Source organism: Microbacterium sp. UCD-TDU (assembly GCF_000340625.1).
In the GTDB taxonomy this organism is placed as follows: Bacteria; Actinomycetota; Actinomycetes; order Actinomycetales; family Microbacteriaceae; genus Microbacterium; species Microbacterium maritypicum.
Genome location: NZ_KB454447.1, coordinates 539,749 through 557,823 on the forward strand (window position 1 = coordinate 539,749; position 18,075 = coordinate 557,823).

Annotated in this window: 16 protein-coding genes; 5 read left to right on the forward strand and 11 right to left on the reverse strand. The window is 69.1% G+C overall.

All coding sequences use genetic code 11. The features are described from left to right. The first annotated feature begins 130 nt into the window (after positions 1–130). Positions 131–1,471 (forward strand): DUF1254 domain-containing protein, encoded by a 1,341-nt coding sequence (locus D514_RS32900; protein WP_017830637.1) that lies wholly within the window; start codon positions 131–133, stop codon positions 1,469–1,471. 6 nt (positions 1,472–1,477) lie between these two features. Here D514_RS32900 and D514_RS32905 read toward each other — a convergent pair whose 3' ends face one another. Further along, on the reverse strand, positions 1,478–2,575 hold the full coding sequence (locus tag D514_RS32905) for a VIT1/CCC1 family protein (protein WP_017830638.1): 1,098 nt from the start codon (positions 2,573–2,575) through the stop codon (positions 1,478–1,480). A gap of 151 nt (positions 2,576–2,726) precedes the next feature. Beyond that, positions 2,727–4,469 carry a DEAD/DEAH box helicase gene (locus D514_RS32910; RefSeq protein WP_031206162.1) on the reverse strand — a complete coding sequence of 581 codons (1,743 nt, stop codon included), beginning with the start codon at positions 4,467–4,469 and terminating at the stop codon, positions 2,727–2,729. Between the two features lie 144 nt (positions 4,470–4,613). Between D514_RS32910 and D514_RS32915 the strand changes: the two genes are divergently transcribed. After that, a complete protein-coding gene (locus D514_RS32915; protein WP_017830640.1) occupies positions 4,614–5,441 on the forward strand; it encodes an SGNH/GDSL hydrolase family protein in 828 nt (275 codons plus the stop codon). Positions 5,442–5,446: 5 nt separating this feature from the next. Here the strand turns inward: D514_RS32915 and D514_RS32920 are convergent, their stop codons facing one another. Next, positions 5,447–6,247 (reverse strand): RNA methyltransferase, encoded by an 801-nt coding sequence (locus D514_RS32920; protein WP_017830641.1) that lies wholly within the window; start codon positions 6,245–6,247, stop codon positions 5,447–5,449. Between the two features lie 121 nt (positions 6,248–6,368). On the opposite strand from D514_RS32920, the gene D514_RS32925 reads away from it, so the two are divergent. Next, a complete protein-coding gene (locus tag D514_RS32925) occupies positions 6,369–7,202 on the forward strand; it encodes a Sir2 family NAD-dependent protein deacetylase (RefSeq protein ID WP_236610989.1) in 834 nt (277 codons plus the stop codon). After that, positions 7,199–7,786, forward strand: coding sequence for a histidine phosphatase family protein (locus D514_RS32930; RefSeq protein ID WP_017830643.1), 588 nt, complete (start codon positions 7,199–7,201; stop codon positions 7,784–7,786). Before D514_RS32925 ends, D514_RS32930 begins: the two co-directional genes overlap by 4 nt. Here D514_RS32930 and D514_RS32935 read toward each other — a convergent pair whose 3' ends face one another. From D514_RS32935 to D514_RS32955, 5 genes are read right to left on the reverse strand one after another with little or no spacing between them, the layout of a single operon-like run. Next, positions 7,787–8,593, reverse strand: coding sequence for a CoA ester lyase (locus tag D514_RS32935; protein WP_017830644.1), 807 nt, complete (start codon positions 8,591–8,593; stop codon positions 7,787–7,789). It lies immediately after the preceding gene. Then, positions 8,590–9,078 carry a MaoC family dehydratase gene (locus tag D514_RS32940; protein WP_017830645.1) on the reverse strand — a complete coding sequence of 163 codons (489 nt, stop codon included), beginning with the start codon at positions 9,076–9,078 and terminating at the stop codon, positions 8,590–8,592. Before D514_RS32940 ends, D514_RS32935 begins: the two co-directional genes overlap by 4 nt. A gap of 9 nt (positions 9,079–9,087) precedes the next feature. Further along, positions 9,088–10,242, reverse strand: a complete 1,155-nt coding sequence (locus tag D514_RS32945) for an acyl-CoA dehydrogenase family protein (RefSeq protein WP_270411066.1) — start codon at positions 10,240–10,242, stop codon at positions 9,088–9,090. After that, the gene (locus D514_RS32950; RefSeq protein ID WP_017830647.1) at positions 10,239–12,164 is read right to left on the reverse strand and encodes a biotin carboxylase N-terminal domain-containing protein; all 1,926 of its coding nucleotides are present in this window, start codon (positions 12,162–12,164) and stop codon (positions 10,239–10,241) included. Before D514_RS32950 ends, D514_RS32945 begins: the two co-directional genes overlap by 4 nt. 5 nt (positions 12,165–12,169) lie before the next feature. Beyond that, positions 12,170–13,723: a carboxyl transferase domain-containing protein gene (locus D514_RS32955; protein WP_051056619.1), complete on the reverse strand. Its 1,554-nt coding sequence runs from the start codon at positions 13,721–13,723 to the stop codon at positions 12,170–12,172. Between the two features lie 110 nt (positions 13,724–13,833). Here D514_RS32955 and D514_RS32960 point away from each other — a divergent pair, with 110 nt between their 5' ends. Then, on the forward strand, positions 13,834–14,439 hold the full coding sequence (locus tag D514_RS32960) for a TetR/AcrR family transcriptional regulator (RefSeq protein WP_017830649.1): 606 nt from the start codon (positions 13,834–13,836) through the stop codon (positions 14,437–14,439). On the opposite strand, the gene D514_RS32965 is transcribed toward D514_RS32960, so the two are convergent. Genes D514_RS32965 through pdhA form a run of 3 tightly spaced genes read right to left on the reverse strand, consistent with a single transcriptional unit; the run spans position 14,432 to position 17,918 of the window. Further along, the gene (locus D514_RS32965) at positions 14,432–15,793 is read right to left on the reverse strand and encodes a dihydrolipoamide acetyltransferase family protein (protein ID WP_017830650.1); all 1,362 of its coding nucleotides are present in this window, start codon (positions 15,791–15,793) and stop codon (positions 14,432–14,434) included. The two genes, D514_RS32960 and D514_RS32965, sit on opposite strands and share 8 nt — an antisense overlap. Then, positions 15,790–16,800, reverse strand: a complete 1,011-nt coding sequence (locus D514_RS32970; RefSeq protein WP_017830651.1) for an alpha-ketoacid dehydrogenase subunit beta — start codon at positions 16,798–16,800, stop codon at positions 15,790–15,792. Before D514_RS32970 ends, D514_RS32965 begins: the two co-directional genes overlap by 4 nt. Continuing rightward, positions 16,797–17,918, reverse strand: a complete 1,122-nt coding sequence (gene pdhA / locus D514_RS32975; RefSeq protein ID WP_017830652.1) for a pyruvate dehydrogenase (acetyl-transferring) E1 component subunit alpha — start codon at positions 17,916–17,918, stop codon at positions 16,797–16,799. The genes D514_RS32970 and pdhA overlap by 4 nt, the downstream gene beginning before the upstream one ends. Between the last annotated feature and the right edge of the window lie 157 nt (positions 17,919–18,075).

Here is an 18,075-nt window from a genome sequence, read left to right on the forward strand (position 1 = left end):
GAAGGCCCCGGATCCACCGATCCGGGGCCTTCGTCGTCTCTCGTCGATGGCGCGACGCACCCGCGGAGGCTCATCCGGGAGGGATGATCTCCTCTCCTGCGTGCGAGCGGCTCTGGATAGCCTGATCGCCATGACCGCCCTCGAAGCCGATCGTCAGACGATCATTCAGGCCTACCTCTACGGGTTCCCCCTCGTGTTCAACCTCGATCAGGTGACGCGTTACACGACGACGGGAGTCGGCTCCACCCCCGCCGCCCCGTTCAATGCGTTCAGCCACGCCCGAACGCTCGCCGGCCCGGCGGACACGTTCGTCACGATCAACAACGACACCCTCTACTCGATGGCCCAGGTGGACCTCAGCGTCGGCCCGGTCGAACTGCGGGTCCCGGACACCGCGGGTCGCTACTACGTCCTCCAGTTCGTCGACGCGTGGACGAACAACTTCGCGTACGTCGGACACCGTGCCACAGGGACACGCGCGGGGACGTTCCTGCTGGTCCCGCCCTCGTGGGACGGCGAGACCGGCGACGCGGTCGTCATCCGGTTCCCGACGACTGTCGCCTCGATCGTGGGCCGGTGGGCCGTCAGCGGCGATGACGAACTCCCCGCCGTGCATGCGCTCCAGGACGCGACGACGCTCACGCCGCGAGACCCGGACGCCGTGCCCGCGGGGCTCGCCCGCCCGGATCCCGTTGTCCCGGAGAGCGCGCTCTTCCTCGAGAAGCTCCGCGTCTGGTCGCAGCAGTTCCCGCCCGCACCGCGGGATCGACCCGTGCAGGCCTCGCTGGCCTCGACAGGCATCGCCGTCGTAGGCGAATCCCCCTATGCCTCGATCGCCCTCTCGGACGCCGCACGTCTTGTCGGCGATCTGGAAGCCGCCGAGCAGTCGCTCCAGTCGTTCCTGACGCACAGCGCCACACCCGAGGTGAACGGGTGGATGCTCACTCTTCATGCTTTCGACTACAACCTCGACTACTTCGAGATCGGTGCCCTCGACGACGCCCGCTTCCAGATGACCGGCCCCGAGGCGCGCATCCGAGAACGCGCGGCCGCAGCGCTGGGCGGCCTGTGGGGGAACCACGCCTACGAGGCGGCGTACATCGTGAGCTATGTCGATGACCGAGGGGATCAGCTGACCGGCGAGCGGACGTACACGCTGCGCCTGGATCCCGAGCCGCCCGTCTCCGCCTTCTGGTCGTTGACGATGTACTCGGTTCCCGACTTCTACCTCGTCGAGAACCCGATCGAGCGGTACTCGATCGGTGACCGCACTCCCGGTCTCGTGCGCGACGAGGACGGTGCCCTCACGATCACCATCAGCCATGAGCGCCCCGCCGACGAGAGGGCGGCGGCGAACTGGCTTCCCTCACCGGCCGGAGCCTTCCGACCGGTGATGCGGATGTACGAGCCCGCCCCCGCCGTGCTGGAGGGGCACTACACGGTGCCGGCGATCACCCGATCGGTGGGGTGAGTCCGATCACGCCGCAGTGACGCCGAACACGAGGCCGAGAACGTACGTGATGGCAGCCGCGCCGAAGCCGATGGCGAGCTGGCGGAGGGCGCGTCGGAGGGGCGGGCCGCCCGAGAGGACACCGACCATGGCGCCGGTGCTCAGCAGCGCGATGCCCACGAGCACGAGGGCGACGACCACGGCCGTGGTGCCCTGGAGACCGAAGATCCACGGCAGGACCGGGATGATCGCCCCGGAGGCGAACAGGAGGAAGCTGGAGATCGCGGCAGTCCAGTCGCTGCCGACGATCTCGTGGTCGTTGCCGCCCTGGGTGTTGACCGGTCCGGTGGCGGCCCGGCGTACTCCAGCCTGCGCAGCGGTCACGATGCGTCGGGCACGGGAGAGGGACTCTTCCGGCTCCATGCCGCGCGCCCGGTAGACGAGCGCGAGCTCGTTCTCGTCGATGTCGAGATCCACGGCTGCCGCGTGGGCGTCCTCGTTCGCCTCGGTCGCCGCGAGCAGCTCACGCTGGGACCGCACCGAGACGAACTCTCCCGCCCCCATCGACAGCGCCCCGGCCAAGAGTCCCGCGATGCCGCTGAAGAGCACGAACCCGGAACTCACCCCCGTCGCACCGATGCCCAGAACGAGCGCGAGGTTGCTCACGAGACCGTCGTTCGCTCCGAAGACCGCCGCGCGGAAGGAACCGGAGAGACGCCTGCGGCCGCGCGCTGCAAGCCCACGGACCACCTCGTAGTGGACCTTCTCGTCGGCCCGCATCGCGGGCGTGGCGTACTGCTCCGAGTCGTAGGGAGATCGCGCTTCGGCGCTCTGCGCCAGCGCGAGCACGAAGATCGACCCGAAGCGACCGGCCATCCAGCCGAGCAGACGCGAGCGGACACCGGCACGAGGGAGTCGTTTCGGCTCCGCGCCGAGGAGATCGAGCCAGTGCTGCTCGTGGCGGCGTTCCGCGTCGGCGAGACGGAGCAGGATGTCACGCTCCTCGCCCTCTCTGCGCGCGGCGAGCTTCTGATACACGGCGCCTTCCGCGCGCTCCTCGACCAGGTATCGCGCCCAGCGCCGGCGGTCGGCGGGCGTCGGGTCGGCTGCAGCAGGGGCTGTCATGAGTCCTCCAGGTGTAACGGCGCCCGGTGCGCGGGCAACCGTTCAACGCTAGCCGCGGACCCCCGCGCGCACCGCGCTCAGACGCGGATTGACAGCATTTCGGGGATCCGAAGCAGCGCCCGCATCACGCGCATGGGTGCGCGCGAGGGCGTCAGGAACGCACGCGCTTGCGGAGAACCTCGATGCGCGACTGCAACTGGGTCACCGTCGCCTGCGCGACCGCCGGTCCTCCGCAGATGCGCCGCAGCTCGGCATGCACCGCGCCGTGGGGCTCGCCCTTCTGCCGCGCGTAGAGACCCACCAGACTGTTCAGAAGCTGCCGCTGCTCCTTGAGCGTGCGGTGCAGCGGCGCGGGCAGCGTCGTCGTCTCCGCCGGGCCGGCAGAGGCCTCGCGCGCCTCGCGCAGTCGGGACTGACGGAACTGACGCTGCATGAGGAGCTCATGCACGTGTTCCGGTTCGAGAAGACCGGGGAACCCGATGAACTCCTCTTCTTCCGGGGTGCCCGGTTCTGCCAGCTGCCCGAACTCCTGCCCCTCGAACACGATCCGATCGAAGTGGGCGACCGATGACAGCGCCTGATAGCTGAACTCCTGTGTCAGCGCATCGGAGGTCTCCTCCTCGCGGTTCGCGCTCTCGAGCAGCGAGTCATCGAGGCCGTCTTCTTCCTTCGACTGCCGGTCGAGGGCGTGGTCGCGCTGCTTGTCCATCTCGTTCGCGAGCCCCATCAGGACGGGGACCTGCGGAAGGAAGACGCTGGCGGCCTCGCCGCGACGACGGGCCCGCACGAAGCGGCCGATGGCCTGCGCGAAGAACAGTGGAGTCGACGACGACGTCGCGTACACGCCCACGGCCAGGCGCGGGACGTCGACGCCCTCCGACACCATGCGCACGGCAACCATCCACCGGGCGTCGTTGGCGCTGAACTTCTCGATCCGCTCCGAAGCGGTCGCGTCGTCGGAGAGCACGATCGTCGGCTGCTGACCCGTGATGCTGTGCAGGATCTTCGCGTAGGCGCGGGCCACGGTCTGATCGGTCGCCAGCACGAGCCCGCCGGCATCGGGAACGTGATGGCGGATCTCGGTGAGGCGGCGATCGGCGGCCGAGAGCACGGCGGGCATCCAGTCGCCCTCGGGGTCGAGCGCCGTTCGCCAGGCCTGCGACGTCACGTCCTTCGTGTTGTCCTGGCCGAGGTGCGTCTCGAGCTCGTCACCTGTGGTGGTGCGCCAGCGCATCTTGCCGGCGTACATGTGGAACAGCACGGGGCGCACGACGCCGTCGGCAAGCGCCCGGCCGTAGCCGTAGTTGTAGTCGGTGCGCGAGATGCGCGCACCGGACTCATCGGGGTGGTACTCGACGAACGGGATCGGCGCGGTGTCGCTGCGGAACGGCGTTCCGGAGAGGAGGAGGCGCCTCTTGGCCGGTCCGTAGGCGTCGCGGATCGCGTCGCCCCAGCTGAGCGCGTCGCCGCCGTGGTGCACCTCGTCGAGGATCACCAGCGTCTGGGCGTCTTCGGTGAGATGGCGGTGCACCGAGGACTTCGCCGCGACCTGCGCATAGGTGACGACCGCGCCGTGATAGTGCCGCGCAGGGGCCCAGTCGCTGTTGCGGAAGCGAGGGTCGAGGCGGATGTGCACGCGCGCGGCGGCATCGGCCCACTGTGTCTTGAGATGCTCGGTCGGCGCCACCACGATGATGCGGTTGACCTCGCCCATGCGCATGAGCTCGACTGCGAGGGTGAGCGCGAACGTGGTCTTCCCTGCGCCGGGCGTGGCGGCCACGAGGAAGTCGCGCTGATCCGCGGCGAAGTACTGTTCGAGGGCCTCCTGCTGCCAGGCGCGCAGCTTGTTCGCGGTTCCCCATGGGGCACGCTGAGGAAAGGACGGAGAGAGCATCGAGTCCACGATAATCGCTGCCGCGGACACGGGATCACTCGAGGTGGTTCCCGCGCGTGCCCTCCCCGGGATGAGCACCTGCGGGTAGGCTCTGTCACTGCGTCGCGGTCACCGCCGCGCACGACGTTCGTGAAGGAGAGCTGGATGACCGACCAGGATTCGACTCGGACCCCCTATGTCCCCAACGAGACCGCGCACCCGTGGCGCCGTTTCGTCGCGATCGGCGATTCGTTCACCGAGGGCATCGGCGACCCCGACCCCGCGCATCCGGGCAGCCACCGCGGGTGGGCCGACCGCGTCGCCGAAGTGCTCGCGGCGCAGGTGGACGACTTCGCCTACGCGAACCTCGCGGTCCGCGGCAAGCTGATCGCCCAGATCGTCGCCGACCAGATCGAGCCGGCCATCGCGCTGCACCCCGACCTGGTGTCGATCTGTGCGGGTGGCAACGACGTGATCCGCCCGGGCACCGACCCCGATGCCATCGCGAGTCAGCTCGAAGACGCCGTTGCGCGCCTGTCGTCCACAGGCGCGGCCATCCTGCTCTTCACGGGCGTCGACACCGCCTTCACCCCCGTCTTCCGCGCTTTCCGCGGCAAGGTCGCCATCTACAACGAGAACGTCCGTGCGATCGCCGAGCGCCACGACTGCATCGTCGCCGACCAGTGGGCGCTCAAGGTCGTGCAGGACATGCGGTTCTTCGACGACGACCGCCTGCACTACAACGCCCTCGGCCACCACGAGGTGGCCCGTATGGCGCTGCGCGCGCTGAACGTGCCGAATGACCTCGAGGCCATGCAGCCCGAGCCGTTCCCGTTGCGCACGTGGCGCGAGGCCCGGTCGGAAGACCTGGGCTGGGCGCGCGAGCACCTGGTGCCCTGGGTGCTTCGGCGGCTGCGGCACCAGTCGTCGGGAGACAACCTCGCGGCGAAGCGCCCCGACCCCTCGCCGGTGTTCCTTCCCGAGCGGGACTGAGCGCGTCAGGCCTTCATCGACCAGAGCGCGACCGCGGCCGCTGATGCCACGTTCAGCGAGTCCACTCCCCCGCTCATGGGGATGGTGACGACGGTGTCCGCGCCGTCCATGGCCTCCCGGGAGAGACCGTCGCCCTCCGACCCCATGACCAGGGCGACGCGGGACGGGCGATCGGCGGCGTAAGCGTCGAGCGTGACGGCGTCGTCGCGCAGCGCGAGGGCGGCGATGTCGAAACCTGCGGCGTGAAGATCCGCGATCGCGGATTCCCAGTCCGTGATCCGTGTCCACGGCACCTGGAACACGGTGCCCATGCTCACGCGGACGCTGCGACGGTAGAGCGGGTCGGCGCCACCCGGCGACACGAGCACGGCATCGGCCCCGAGTCCGGCGGCGGCGCGGAAGGCAGCCCCGACGTTGGTGTGATCGCCGATGTTCTCCAGGATCAGTACGAGGGACGCACCGTCGATCACGTCGTGCACGGACGGCAGCTCGGGCCGATGCATGGACGCGATCGTCCCGCGGTGCACGGCGAAGCCTGTCACCGCCTCGGCGATCTCGTCCGGCACGACGTACACGGGCACATCGAGATCGCCGACGATCTCCCGGATGTCGTCTACCCGGCGTTCCTGCACCAGCAGGGAGCGTGGCCGGTGGCCCGCCGCGACGGCCCGCGCGATCACCTTCGTCGATTCCGCGATGTACAGCCCGCCGGACGGCTCGGAAAGACTCCGCAGGGCGGTGTCGGTGAGTGCACGATAGTCATCGAGGCGTCGGTCATCGGCGTCGGTCACAGGCAGCAGTTCCACGGGCTCCACTCTGCCATCGCCCGGGGGTCGTCCCGCACCGACATCTCCGAGAGCCACCCCCGTCGGTCGGGTCCGCCGCACGCCCGGGCACCGTAGACTCGCTCGAGGAGGTCCTGTGAGCGTGTCGAATCCCGCCGAGCTGTCGGCCACCATCGCCCACGCCGCCGAGCTGCTGCGTGAGAAGCGCATCGCACTCCTCACTGGCGCCGGCATCTCCACCGACTCCGGCATCCCCGCCTATCGCGGCGAAGGAGCACGGACCCGCAGCGACCCGATGACGATCCAGACCTATCTGGGCGACGAGGCTGCGCGGCGCCGCTACTGGGTGGGCGGACACCTCGGCTGGCGCGCCTTCGCCAGGGCGGAGCCGAATGCCGGCCATACCGCCCTCGCCCAGCTCGAAGCCGCGGGCTCCGTGTCCGGCGTCATCACCCAGAACGTCGACGGACTGCATCTGCGGGCGGGGAGCACGCATGTCATCGAGGTGCACGGGACGATGCGCCGCGTGCTGTGCCTGCAATGCGGACAGGTCTTCGACCGCCGCGACATCGCCGTGCAGATCGAAGAGCTCAATCCCTGGATCACCGTGCCGGAGAATATCGCGCTCGCCCCGGACGGCGACGTCCTTCCCGAGAACACGGAGGGGTTCGTCGTCCCCGTGTGCACCGTCTGCGCCGGCATGCTCAAGCCGGACGTGGTGTTCTTCGGCGAGTACGTGCCGCAGGATCGCTTCCGTGCGGCGGAGTCGCTGCTGCGCTCCAGCACTGCCTTGATCGTGGCCGGATCCTCGCTGGTCGTGAACTCCGGTGTGCGCCTGGTCGAGCGTGCTCGACGTCGCAACATCCCCCTGATCATCGTCAACCGTGAGCCGACGCGCGCGGATGCCTGGGCGCATGTCACCATCGCCGCCGGCACCAGCGACGTGCTCCCCGCACTCCAGGAACTCCTCTCGTGACCCACCTCACCCTCGTCCGCCACGGTCAGACCGACTGGAACCTCGCCAAGCGCATCCAGGGCTCCACAGACATCCCCCTGAATGAGACCGGACGTGAGGATGCCCGGTGGGCGGCGGAGAAGCTCGCCGCGACGGAGCATCACGCCGTCTACACCAGCCCGCTGCTGCGGGCGAAGGAGACCGCCGAGATCATCGCCGATCGCCTGGGGCTGGAGATCGCGGGAGTCGTACCCGATATCCGCGAGCGGGAGTTCGGCGACGGCGAAGGCATGCTCGTGCCGGACTACATCAGAACCTACGGCGACTGGCATGCCGAGGTCCCGGGCGCGGAATCCTTGCACGAGGTCGGAGAACGGGCCATCGCGGCCTTGCACGCGATCGCGCGCGAGGCCCGACGGCGATCGACACCCCGCGCGGAGTCGGTGATCGTCGTCGCGCACGGTGGGGTGATCCGCGCCGTGATCGACCACGTCTCCGGTGGCACGCTCCCCCGCGAGGGCGAGGTCCTCCAGAACGGCTCCGTGCACCGCTTCGTCGCGGCGCCGGGCTATCTGCGTCTGCTCGAAGAGTCGCCCGTCCTCTGATCAGACGGCGCGGGAGGTGACCGCGCGTGCATGGCGGAGCACCGGCTCGTCGATCATGCGTCCCTGGAATCGGAAGACCCCGCGCTCGGTCTCGGCGGCGGCGAGCACCGCATGCGCCCAGGCGATGGTCGCCTCGTCGGGACGATAGGCCGCCCGGATCGCCGCCACCTGGTTCGGATGGATGCAGGCCGTCGCCGTGAAGCCGGATGCGGCGGCGTCGATGGCCTCGTGTCGGAGCCCGTCTTCATCTTCGAGGTCGATGTGCACCGCGTCGATCGCGGCCTTGCCGTGCGCCCCGGATTCGAGGAGAACGCGAGCGCGGGCGTAGCGGGCGATGTCGCGATAGCCACCGTCCGCATGCCGTGATGATGTCCCTCCGAGTGAGGCCACGAGGTCCTCGGCGCCCCACATCATGGCCGAGACCCGCGGGTGCGCGGCGATGCGGTCGGCTGCGTGGATACCGCGCGCCGTCTCGCACAGGGCGATCAGCGAGTGTCGCTCATCGAAGGCCGCCAGGCTCTCCACGTCCTCCGTCTTCGCCACCATCACCGTGCGGAAGTCGGTCTGCGCCAGCGCCGCGAGGTCGGCCGCGAAGGCCTCGCTGTCTGGTGCGTTCACGCGGACGATCACACGGCTCGGGTCGAGGTCGGCCGCGATCACATTGCGCCGCGCGGCATCCTTCGCATCCGGAAGCACCGCATCCTCGAGATCGAGGATGATCGCATCGGCCCGCTCGGATGCCTTCTGGAAGCGCTCAGGACGGTCGGCAGGGCAGAACAGAAGTGCCGGACCCAGGTCGAACGTCATGAGGTGGTCCTTTCTGGAAGGCAGTGGACGAGCACCGATCGCACGGCGGTGGCGACGACAGTGCCGTCCTGGTTACGCCCGGTGTGCGCGATGGTCACGATGCCCTGCCCCGGGCGCGACGAGGAGAGGCGCTTGTCTGTGACCACGCTCTCGGTGTAGAGCGTGTCGCCGGCGAACAGCGGATGAGGGAACGCCACGTCGCCGAATCCGAGCTGTGCCACCAGAGTCCCCTGCGTCAGCTGGGCCACGGAGGAACCCACCATGGTCGACAGCGTCCACATCGAGTTCATCAGGCGCGCGCGGAACGGGTCCTGGGCATCGGCGAACGCCGCATCCAGGTGCAGGGCCTGCGTGTTCATGGTGAGCGTGGTGAAGAGCACGTTGTCGGCCTCGGTCGCCGTGCGCCCCGGCCGGTGCAGGTAGCGGGCGTCGAGCTCGAACTCTTCGTAGTACAGACCCCTCTGCAGGATGTCGTGCGTGGTCATACCGCCACGCTACCCGGCGAGTCCGAGTCCACGAGCGATGACGAGCAGTTGCACTTCGGTGGTGCCCTCGCCGATCTCGAGGATCTTCGAATCGCGGTAGTGACGTCCCACCGGGAACTCGTTCATGAAGCCGTTCCCGCCGAAGATCTGCGTCGCGTCCCTGGCGTTGTCCATCGCGGCCTCCCCGCCGACCAGCTTCGCGATGGCCGCGGCCTCGGCGAACGGCTTCCCCGCATCGCGGAGTCGCGCAGCGTGGTGCCAGGCGAGACGAGCGGTGTGCACCCGAGCGCGCATGCGGGCCAGCGTGAACTGGGCGTTCTGGCGGGTGCTGAGCGCGGCACCGAAGATCGTGCGGCTCTTCGCGTACTCGACCGCCGCCTCCAGGCAGCCCTCCGCTGCGCCCGTGGAGAGAGCAGCGATCGCGATGCGTCCTTCGTCGAGGATGCTGAGGAAGCTGCGGAAGCCGCTCCCCCGCTCGCCCAGGAGGTTGCCGGCGGGTACCCGTGCGCCGTCGAACGTCAGCGGATGGGTGTCTGAGGCGTTCCAGCCGACCTTGTCGTACGGTGCCTCGACGGTGAACCCGGGCGTGCCGTTGGGGACGATGATCGTCGATATCTCCTTGCGCCCGTTCTCGTTCCCCGTCACCGCGGTGACGGTGACGAAGCGCGTGATCGGTGTTCCCGAGTTGGTGATGAACTGCTTGGAGCCGTCGATCACCCATTCATCGCCGTCGAGGCGCGCCGTGGTCCTGGTCGCCCCCGCGTCGCTTCCGGCCTCCGGTTCCGTGAGCCCGAAACCGGCCAGCGCCCGCCCCGCGAGCAGATCAGGGAGCAGCTCCCGGCGCTGCTCTTCGGTACCGAAGCGATAGATCGGCATCGCGCCGAGACTCACCCCCGCTTCGAGCGTGATCGCGATGGACTGATCCACACGGCCCAGCGCCTCGATCGCGATACCGAGAGCCATGTAGTCACCGCCCTGTCCTCCGTACTCCTCCGGGAACGGCAGACCGAACAAGCCGAGATCGCCCATCTGCGCCACGACGTCCATCGACAGGGTGTGCGTGCGGTCGGCCTCGTAGGCCTGCGGTGCGACGACCGTGTCGGCGAACTCGCGCACCATGGCCGCGAGCTCGCGCTCCTCTGCAGACAGGTCTTCCATGTTCAACTCTCCTCCGTCGTCACGCGGGCGACTGGTTGGTCGCGCCGCACCTGGTCACCCACGGCGACCAGCAGATGCACCACACCGTCGTGGGGCGCGAGCACCGGATGCTCCATCTTCATAGCCTCGATCGAGACGAGCGCGTCGCCCGCGGCGACCGTATCCCCGTCCGCGACGTGCACGGCCACGACGCTTCCGGGCATGGGAGCGCGCCCCTCCGGCTCCGTCGCCGCGGATCCCGCTTCGCGCGCGGACAGCCGACGCTTCATCCGCTGCTTCCGCTCGAGAGGGCGGAGCCGAACCGTGTGACCGTCCTCGGCTACCCACACGGCGCCGTCAGCGTCGACTGCGGCGTGGACAACGCCTCGCGATCTCGAAGCCGACCCTTCGTCGAGCGCGACCTCTTCGTCGTCATCCGTGCGCGCGACGAACGGAGGCGGCGCCGCATCCGCGGCTCCCAGGCGCCAGCCCGGAAGATCGCGCCACAGGGCGGTGGTCCGCATCGGCGCGACGGTTCCCGCGACCGCGTCCTTCGCCGCCGCGAGCTGTGCCGGCGACGGCCTCAGCGTGCCGAGGGGAAGGAGGGTCTCGATGAGCCCGGTGTCGAGGTCGCCCTCGATGACGCGCGGGTCCTGGCAGAGCGTGCGGAGGAAGGCGATGTTGGTCTCGACGCCCAGGACGACCGTGCGGGCGAGCGCCTCGTCCAGTCGCGCGAGCGCAGTGGCGCGGTCGTCGGCGAAAGCGATCACCTTCGCGATCATCGGGTCGTAGAACCCGGTCACCTCGCTCCCGGTCTCGATCGCCGCATCCACGCGAACGCCCGACGGCGGATCGAACAGCAGTACCGTCCCGGTGGAGGGAAGGAACCCGCGTTCCGGCGACTCCGCGTACACACGTGCCTCGACCGCGTGGCCGCGCAGACGCGGAGTGACCTCCAGCTCCAGCCCCGCGGCCGCGCGGAGCTGGAGAGCGACCAGATCGAGACCGGTGACCTCTTCGGTCACGGGGTGCTCCACCTGGAGGCGGGTGTTCATCTCAATGAAGAACACCTCGTCGGGCGCATCGGCATCGATGAGGAACTCGACGGTGCCCGCGCCGACGTACTCGACGCTCTCGGCGGCGAGGACGGCTGCCGAGAGCAGTCGCTCACGGGTGGGGGCGGGGATGCCCGCCGACGGCGCCTCCTCGATGACCTTCTGATGCCGTCTCTGCAGGGTGCACTCGCGCTCGCCGAGTGCGATGACCGTGCCCTGCGCGTCTCCGAAGACCTGCACCTCGATGTGTCTCGGGCGTCGGATGAGGCGTTCGAGGATGAGCGCGTCGTCGCCGAACGCTGCCGATGCCACTCGGCGCGCGGAGGCGAGAGCCCCCCGCAAGCCCGCGGCGTCCGCAACGACCTCCATGCCCTTACCGCCCCCGCCGGCGCTGGGCTTGACGAGCAGCGGGTAGCCCACGCCGTCCGCCTCCTCGGCGATCTCGAGGTCGGACAGGCCTTTCGCATCGAAGCCGGGGACGACCGGAACGCCGTAGCGCTGCACGTGCTCGCGTGCGCGGGCCTTGTCGCCCATGATCTGCAGGGCTTCGATGGAGGGGCCGATGAAGACGATGCCGCTCTCTGCGCAGGCCTCGGCCAGCCCGACGCTCTCGGACAGGAACCCGTATCCGGGATGGATGGCCTGCGCGCCGGTGCTGCGCGCAGCGGCGATCACGGCATCGATGTCGAGATACGACTCGGCCGCCGGCGCGGGGCCGATCCGCAGGGCCTCGTCCGCTTCACGCACGTGGGGCGCCGAGGCGTCGGCATCGCTGTAGACGGCGACGCTGCGGATGCCGAGCGCGCGGAGGGTGCGGATCACGCGGCGGGCGATCTCCCCGCGATTGGCGACGAGAACCGTGTGGAAGGTGACGGTGTTCGAAGACAGGGACATGGCACTCACATCCGGAAGACGCCGAAGCGCGGTTCGGGCAGCGGGCTGCGGGAGACGACATCGAGAGCCAGGCCCAGGAGGTCGCGGGTCTGTTCGGGGTCGACGATGCCGTCGTCCCAGAGTCGCGCCGTGGCGTAATAGGGCTCGCCCTGGTGTTCGTACTGCTCACGGATCGGAGCCTCGAACTGCGCACGGTCCTCGCTCGTCCAGGAGTCGCCCCGGGCGGAGAGCTGATCCTCCTTCACGGTCGCGAGCACGGACGCGGCCTGCGTCCCACCCATCACGGAGATGCGGCTCGCGGGCCAGGTCCACAGGAACCGGGGCGAATAGGCCCGACCGCACATCGAGTAGTTTCCCGCCCCGAACGATCCGCCGATGATCACGGTGAGCTTCGGCACCCTGGTGCTGGCCACGGCGGCGACCATCTTCGCGCCGTCCTTCGCGATGCCGCCGGCCTCGGCATCGGAGCCGACCATGAACCCCGTGATGTTCTGCAGGAACAGCAGCGGAATGCCCCGCTGGTCGCAGAGTTCGATGAAATGCGCTCCCTTGAGCGCCGATTCACTGAACAGCACACCGTTGTTCGCGACGATGCCGACGGGGTGCCCGTGCAGACGGGCGAATCCGGTGACCAGGGTCGTGCCGTACTCGGGCTTGAACTCGAGGAAGGTGTCGCCGTCGACCAGACGGGCGACGACCTCGTGCACGTCGTATGCGGCGTTCACGTCGACGGGGACGGCGTCGTACAGGCTCGTCGTCTCGGACGGAGGGCGGCTGTTCAGCACCTCCCAGGCGGGCGCCGCGGGAGGAGGAAGCGTCGCGACGATGTCGCGGAGGATCTCGAGCGCATGCTCATCGTCTTCGGCGAGATGGTCGACGACACCGCTGCGCCGTGCGTGCAGCTCGCCCCCGCCCAGCTCTTCGGCGGTCACGATCTCTCCGATCGCGGCCTTCACGAGAGGGGGGCCGCCGAGGAAGATGGTCCCCTGACCGCGGACGATGACGGTCTCGTCGCTCATGGCGGGAACATAGGCGCCACCGGCGGTGCAGGAACCGAGCACCGCGGCCAGCTGAGGGATTCCTTCGGCCGACATGCGCGCCTGGTTGAAGAAGATCCGGCCGAAGTGCTCGCGGTCGGGGAAGACCTCGTCCTGCTTCGGCAGGAAAGCTCCTCCCGAGTCGACCAGATAGAGGCAGGGCAGTCGGTTCTCGAGGGCGATCTCCTGTGCGCGCAGGTGCTTCTTGACCGTGAGCGGGTAGTACGTGCCACCCTTCACCGTGGCGTCGTTGCAGACCACCATCACGTGTCGACCGTGGACGAGACCGATACCGGCGATCACGCCGGCTCCCGGCGCCTCTCCCCCATACAGTCCCTCGGCGGCGAGCGGGGCGACCTCGAGGAACGGACTGCCCTCATCGAGCACACGGGCGACGCGGTCGCGAGGGAGCATCTTTCCGCGGGCGATGTGCCGTTCGCGGGAAGCGTCCGGTCCGCCGCGCGCCGCGGTCGCGAGGCGCGCTCGCAGCTCGTGCGCCAGTGATTCCTGGGTTGCGGGCATCGTGATGTCCTCCTCGACCCACGTCCGCGAGGGCGGACCCTGGCGCGGTGCATGCACTTTCGGTTAGTGTTCACTAACCCGTTGATTCAGGTTAGCGAGGATTAACTGAGATGACAAGCCCGGTCACAGCCCGAGACCGCGCCAAGGCCGAACGGTCCGATGCGATCCTGCACGCCGCCGCGCGCCTGTTCGCCGCGCGCGGATACAGCGGGGTGAGCCTTGAAGACATCGGCGCCGCGGTCGGTGTCTCCGGGCCGGCCGTGTACCGCCACTTCGCCGGAAAACAGGCTCTGCTGGGTGCCGTGCTCGTCAAGGTCAGTCAGGACCTGATCTCGGGCGGTCGTCGCGTCGCCGCGGAGTCGCCGACTGCCGATCAGCGGATGCGCGCGCTGATCGGCTTCCACGTCGATTTCGCCCTGGGCAACGCCGAGGTCATCCAGGTGCAGGACAGGGATGTCGCGTTCCTGTCCGAGGCCGACCGCGCCGAGGTTCGACGCCTCCAGCGGGCATACATCGAGTTGTGGATGGCCGCGCTGTCGCCTTTGCAGGCGCCTGAAGGCGGCGCCGATCAGGACGAGCTGCGTCTGCGGGTGCAGGCCTGTTTCGGGCTCATCAACTCGACGCCGCACAGCACGCGCGCTGCCGCCAGGCGGCACTCCGCCACCGCGACCGTGCTGATCGCGATGGCGGATGCGGCGTTGCGCGCGACTATCTGAGGAGCATCGCCCGTCCGGGCTCTTCGAGGATGTCGGCGACGTCCTTGAGGAATCGGGCTCCTTCGGCTCCGTCGACGAGGCGGTGGTCGAAGGAGAGGCTGAGCGTCATCATCTGCCGCAGCGCGATCTCGCCATGGTGCTCCCACGGCTGGCGACGCACCGCGCCGACGGCGAGGATCCCCGACTGGCCCGGCGGGAGGATGGGCGTTCCGGCATCGACGCCGAAGACGCCGATGTTGGAGATCGAGAACGTGCCGCCGGCGAGTTCGGCCGGCGAGGTCTTCCCCGAACGCGCGACCTCGGCGAGCGACCGCACCGCGTCCGCCATGCCGAGCAGCGTCAGCCGCTCCGCATCCCGGATCATCGGGACGATCAGTCCGCGATCCGTCGCCGCGGCGATCCCCAGATCCACGTAGTTGTGCTGAACGATCTCGCCCGCAGCCTCGTCCCACCGGGAGTTGAGTCCCGGGGTCCGGCCCAGCGCGAGGCACACGGCCTTCGCGACCACCGCGAGCGGGCCGATCCGGTGTGCGCTGAGCGCGCGATCGTCGCGAAGGCTCGAGAGCAGGTCCATCGTGGCGGTCACATCGACCGTGTGGAAGACGGTGACATGTGGGGCGGTGAACGCACTCTGCACCATCGCGGCCGCCGTGTGCTTGCGCACGCCGCGGATGGGGATGCGTATCTCACGCTCCCCGTCTCCGAGCGCCGCCGGACTCGAGGGCGATGCCAGGGGGATACCCGACGTCTCGTCGGCCGTCGCACCCGTGTGGCCCACTCGCTCCGCATACGCATCCACGTCGCTCCGGGTGATGACCCGGTCCCCCACCGCTGCCGCGACCAGCACCAGGTCGATGCCGAGGCGCTTGGCGTGTGCACGCACCGGCGGAGTGGAGCGCGGGCGCTCGATCACCGCGTCGACGGCCGCCGACGGGGTGGCATCGTGCGGCGCCGCCTCGAGGACGGCCGTGTCCACCGGGGCCGGCGTGCCGCCGATCCTGCGGGCACGTCGTGCGGGCCGACCTGCACTCGTGGGCGCGGCACCGTAGCCGACGAGGTTCGGCTGGGCCTTCTCGGCGGAGTCGGAAGCACCTGTCGGCGCGGTCGGCTCCTCTCCCACGACGTCGAAAGCGATCAGAGGGGCACCGACGGCGATGGTCTGGCCGGCCTCGGCGTGCAGCGTCGACACCGTGCCTTCGTAGGGAGACGGCAGCTCGACGACCGCCTTGGCCGTCTCGACCTCGGCCAGCGTCTGGTTGAGGGTCACGGTGTCACCGGGCGCGACGAGCCATGTCACCACCTCGGCCTCGGTCAGGCCTTCTCCGAGATCCGGAAGACGGAACTCCGCGATCATGCCTCTGCTCCCGTCAGACTGTTGGGTCGGTCCAGTACGCGATCCACGGCGTCCAGCAGCCGGTCGAGATCGGGCAGATGGTACTTCTCGAGCTTCGCCGGCGGGTACGGGATGTCATGGCCGGTGACGCGCAGCGGCGCGGACTCGAGGTACTCGAAGCAGCGCTCGGTGATGCTCGCGATCACCTCGGCGGCGACTCCAGCCTCGCGGGAGGCCTCGTGCGCCACGACCACCCGACCGGTCTTGCGCACGGAGGCGGCGACCGAGTCGTAATCGACGGGTGAGAGCGAACGCAGGTCGATCACCTCGAGCGAGATCCCCTCGTCGTCGGCGGCCTCGGCCGCCTGCAGTGCGGTGGAGACCATCGCCCCGTAGGTGATCAGTGTCGCATCCGTTCCGGTGCGCACGACGCGAGCGAGTCCCATCGGCGGTGCATCGGCCAGCGGCGCCTCGAGGTCGACCTCGCCCTTGTGGTGGTACAGACGCTTCGGCTCGAAGAAGATCACCGGGTCGTCCGAGGCGATCGCCTGGCGGAGACTGCGGTACGCGTCCTCCGGGTTCGATACCGCGATCACGCGCAGTCCTGCCGTGTGCACGAAGTAGGCCTCCGGCGATTCGGAGTGGTGCTCGGCTGCGCCGATGCCTCCCGCCCACGGGATCCGGATGGTGATGGGCATCTTCACCCGCCCCTGCGTGCGGTAGTGCAGCTTCGCGACCTGGGCGACGATCTGGTCGAACGCGGGATACACGAAGCCGTCGAACTGGATCTCCACCACGGGGCGATAGCCACGGAAGGCCAGACCGACAGCAGTTCCCACGATGCCGGACTCCGCCAGCGGAGTGTCGATCACCCGCGCAGCGCCGAACTCGTCGAGGAGCCCGTCGGTGATGCGGAACACACCGCCGAGCTTGCCGATGTCCTCACCGAGGAGCACGACCTTGTCGTCATCGCGCATCGCTTGACGCAGGCCCGCGCCGAGTGCTTTTCCGAGAGTGAGTTCGGTCATGCCGACGCCTCGCTCTCGAACGATGCGAGATACGCGGCGTACTCGTCGCGCTGACGCTCGAGTCCGGTGTGCGGCTCGGCATAGACACCGTCGAAGACCGCGAGAGGCGGGCGCGTCACCATGCCGAGGCATGCGGCGCGCATCTCCTTCGCCACGACGTCGGCTGCCGCCTGGGTCTCCGCCTGGTGCTCGTCCGTCAGCGCTCCGGCGGCGCGCAGATGCGCCTCCAGCCGAGCGATCGGGTCGCGCCGGCGCCAGGACTCGAGTTCGGCCTCGTCGCGGTACCGCGTCGGATCGTCCGCCGTCGTGTGCGGACCCATGCGATACGTGACCGCCTCGATGTAGGCGGGGCCCTTGCCGGACCGTGCGTGCTCGAGCGCCCAGCGCATCGCCGCCATGCAGGCGAGGATGTCGTTACCGTCGACGCGGACGCTGGGGATGCCGAAGCCGGGTGCACGTCCGGCGATCGGATACTGCGACTGCACGGCGACAGGCTCGGAGATCGCCCAGTGGTTGTTCTGGCAGACGAAGACGACGGGCGCCTGGTACGACGCGGCGAAGATCATCGCCTCGTTGACGTCGCCCTGACTCGTCGCTCCGTCTCCGAAGTACGTCACGGCGACCTCGTCGGCGCCGTCGTGCTGGATGCCCAGGGCGTAGCCGACGGCGTGCAGGGTCTGCGCGCCGATGATGATCTGCAACGGCGCGACCCCGAGGGCGGCGGGGTCGTATGCGGCGCCTTCCTCTCCGCGCCACATGCGCACATAGTCGCCGGGCTGGGCGCCTCGCGCGTAGATGACCCCGGTCTCGCGGTAGCTGGGGAACACGAAGTCCTGCGCAGCAATGGCCCTCGCCGTGCCGATCTGCGTCGCCTCCTGGCCCCGGCAGGGAGCCCAGAGACCGAGCTGTCCCTGACGCTGGAGGGCGACGCCTTCTGCGTCGATCCGCCGGAGGATGACCATGTCACGCAGCAGGGAGCGCAACTGCTCCGCATCGACATCCGCGACGAAGGGGTCCAGCCGAGGGTTCGCGATGCGACTTCCATCCGGGTTGAGGATGCGCTCCGAGAGCTCCAGATCCTGGGCGGTGTCTGCGATGGGGGTGATCTGCGGTGACATCGTCGTCCTCCTCGTCCTCGGCGGCCCTCATAAGGCTCCGCGCACTGATGCCAGCGTCATCACGGGCATGGTCTGAGAGTACGTCTGGTCAACACCTCGCTCAAGCATTCCGAAACGGCTTGAGCATGTTGCTCAATTTGGACGCATCCGGTGCTGC

What these genes read in the sequence shown, in the direction of transcription:
- D514_RS32900 (WP_017830637.1), top strand. Translation starts at nt 131, where the DNA reads ATGACCGCCCTCGAAGCCGATCGTCAGACGATCATTCAGGCCTACCTC.
- D514_RS32905 (WP_017830638.1), bottom strand. Translation starts at nt 2,575, where the DNA reads ATGACAGCCCCTGCTGCAGCCGACCCGACGCCCGCCGACCGCCGGCGC.
- D514_RS32910 (WP_031206162.1), bottom strand. Translation starts at nt 4,469, where the DNA reads ATGCTCTCTCCGTCCTTTCCTCAGCGTGCCCCATGGGGAACCGCGAAC.
- D514_RS32915 (WP_017830640.1), top strand. Translation starts at nt 4,614, where the DNA reads ATGACCGACCAGGATTCGACTCGGACCCCCTATGTCCCCAACGAGACC.
- D514_RS32935 (WP_017830644.1), bottom strand. Translation starts at nt 8,593, where the DNA reads ATGACGTTCGACCTGGGTCCGGCACTTCTGTTCTGCCCTGCCGACCGT.
- D514_RS32940 (WP_017830645.1), bottom strand. Translation starts at nt 9,078, where the DNA reads ATGACCACGCACGACATCCTGCAGAGGGGTCTGTACTACGAAGAGTTC.
- D514_RS32950 (WP_017830647.1), bottom strand. Translation starts at nt 12,164, where the DNA reads ATGTCCCTGTCTTCGAACACCGTCACCTTCCACACGGTTCTCGTCGCC.
- D514_RS32955 (WP_051056619.1), bottom strand. Translation starts at nt 13,723, where the DNA reads ATGCCCGCAACCCAGGAATCACTGGCGCACGAGCTGCGAGCGCGCCTC.
- D514_RS32960 (WP_017830649.1), top strand. Translation starts at nt 13,834, where the DNA reads ATGACAAGCCCGGTCACAGCCCGAGACCGCGCCAAGGCCGAACGGTCC.
- D514_RS32965 (WP_017830650.1), bottom strand. Translation starts at nt 15,793, where the DNA reads ATGATCGCGGAGTTCCGTCTTCCGGATCTCGGAGAAGGCCTGACCGAG.
- D514_RS32970 (WP_017830651.1), bottom strand. Translation starts at nt 16,800, where the DNA reads ATGACCGAACTCACTCTCGGAAAAGCACTCGGCGCGGGCCTGCGTCAA.
- pdhA (WP_017830652.1), bottom strand. Translation starts at nt 17,918, where the DNA reads ATGTCACCGCAGATCACCCCCATCGCAGACACCGCCCAGGATCTGGAG.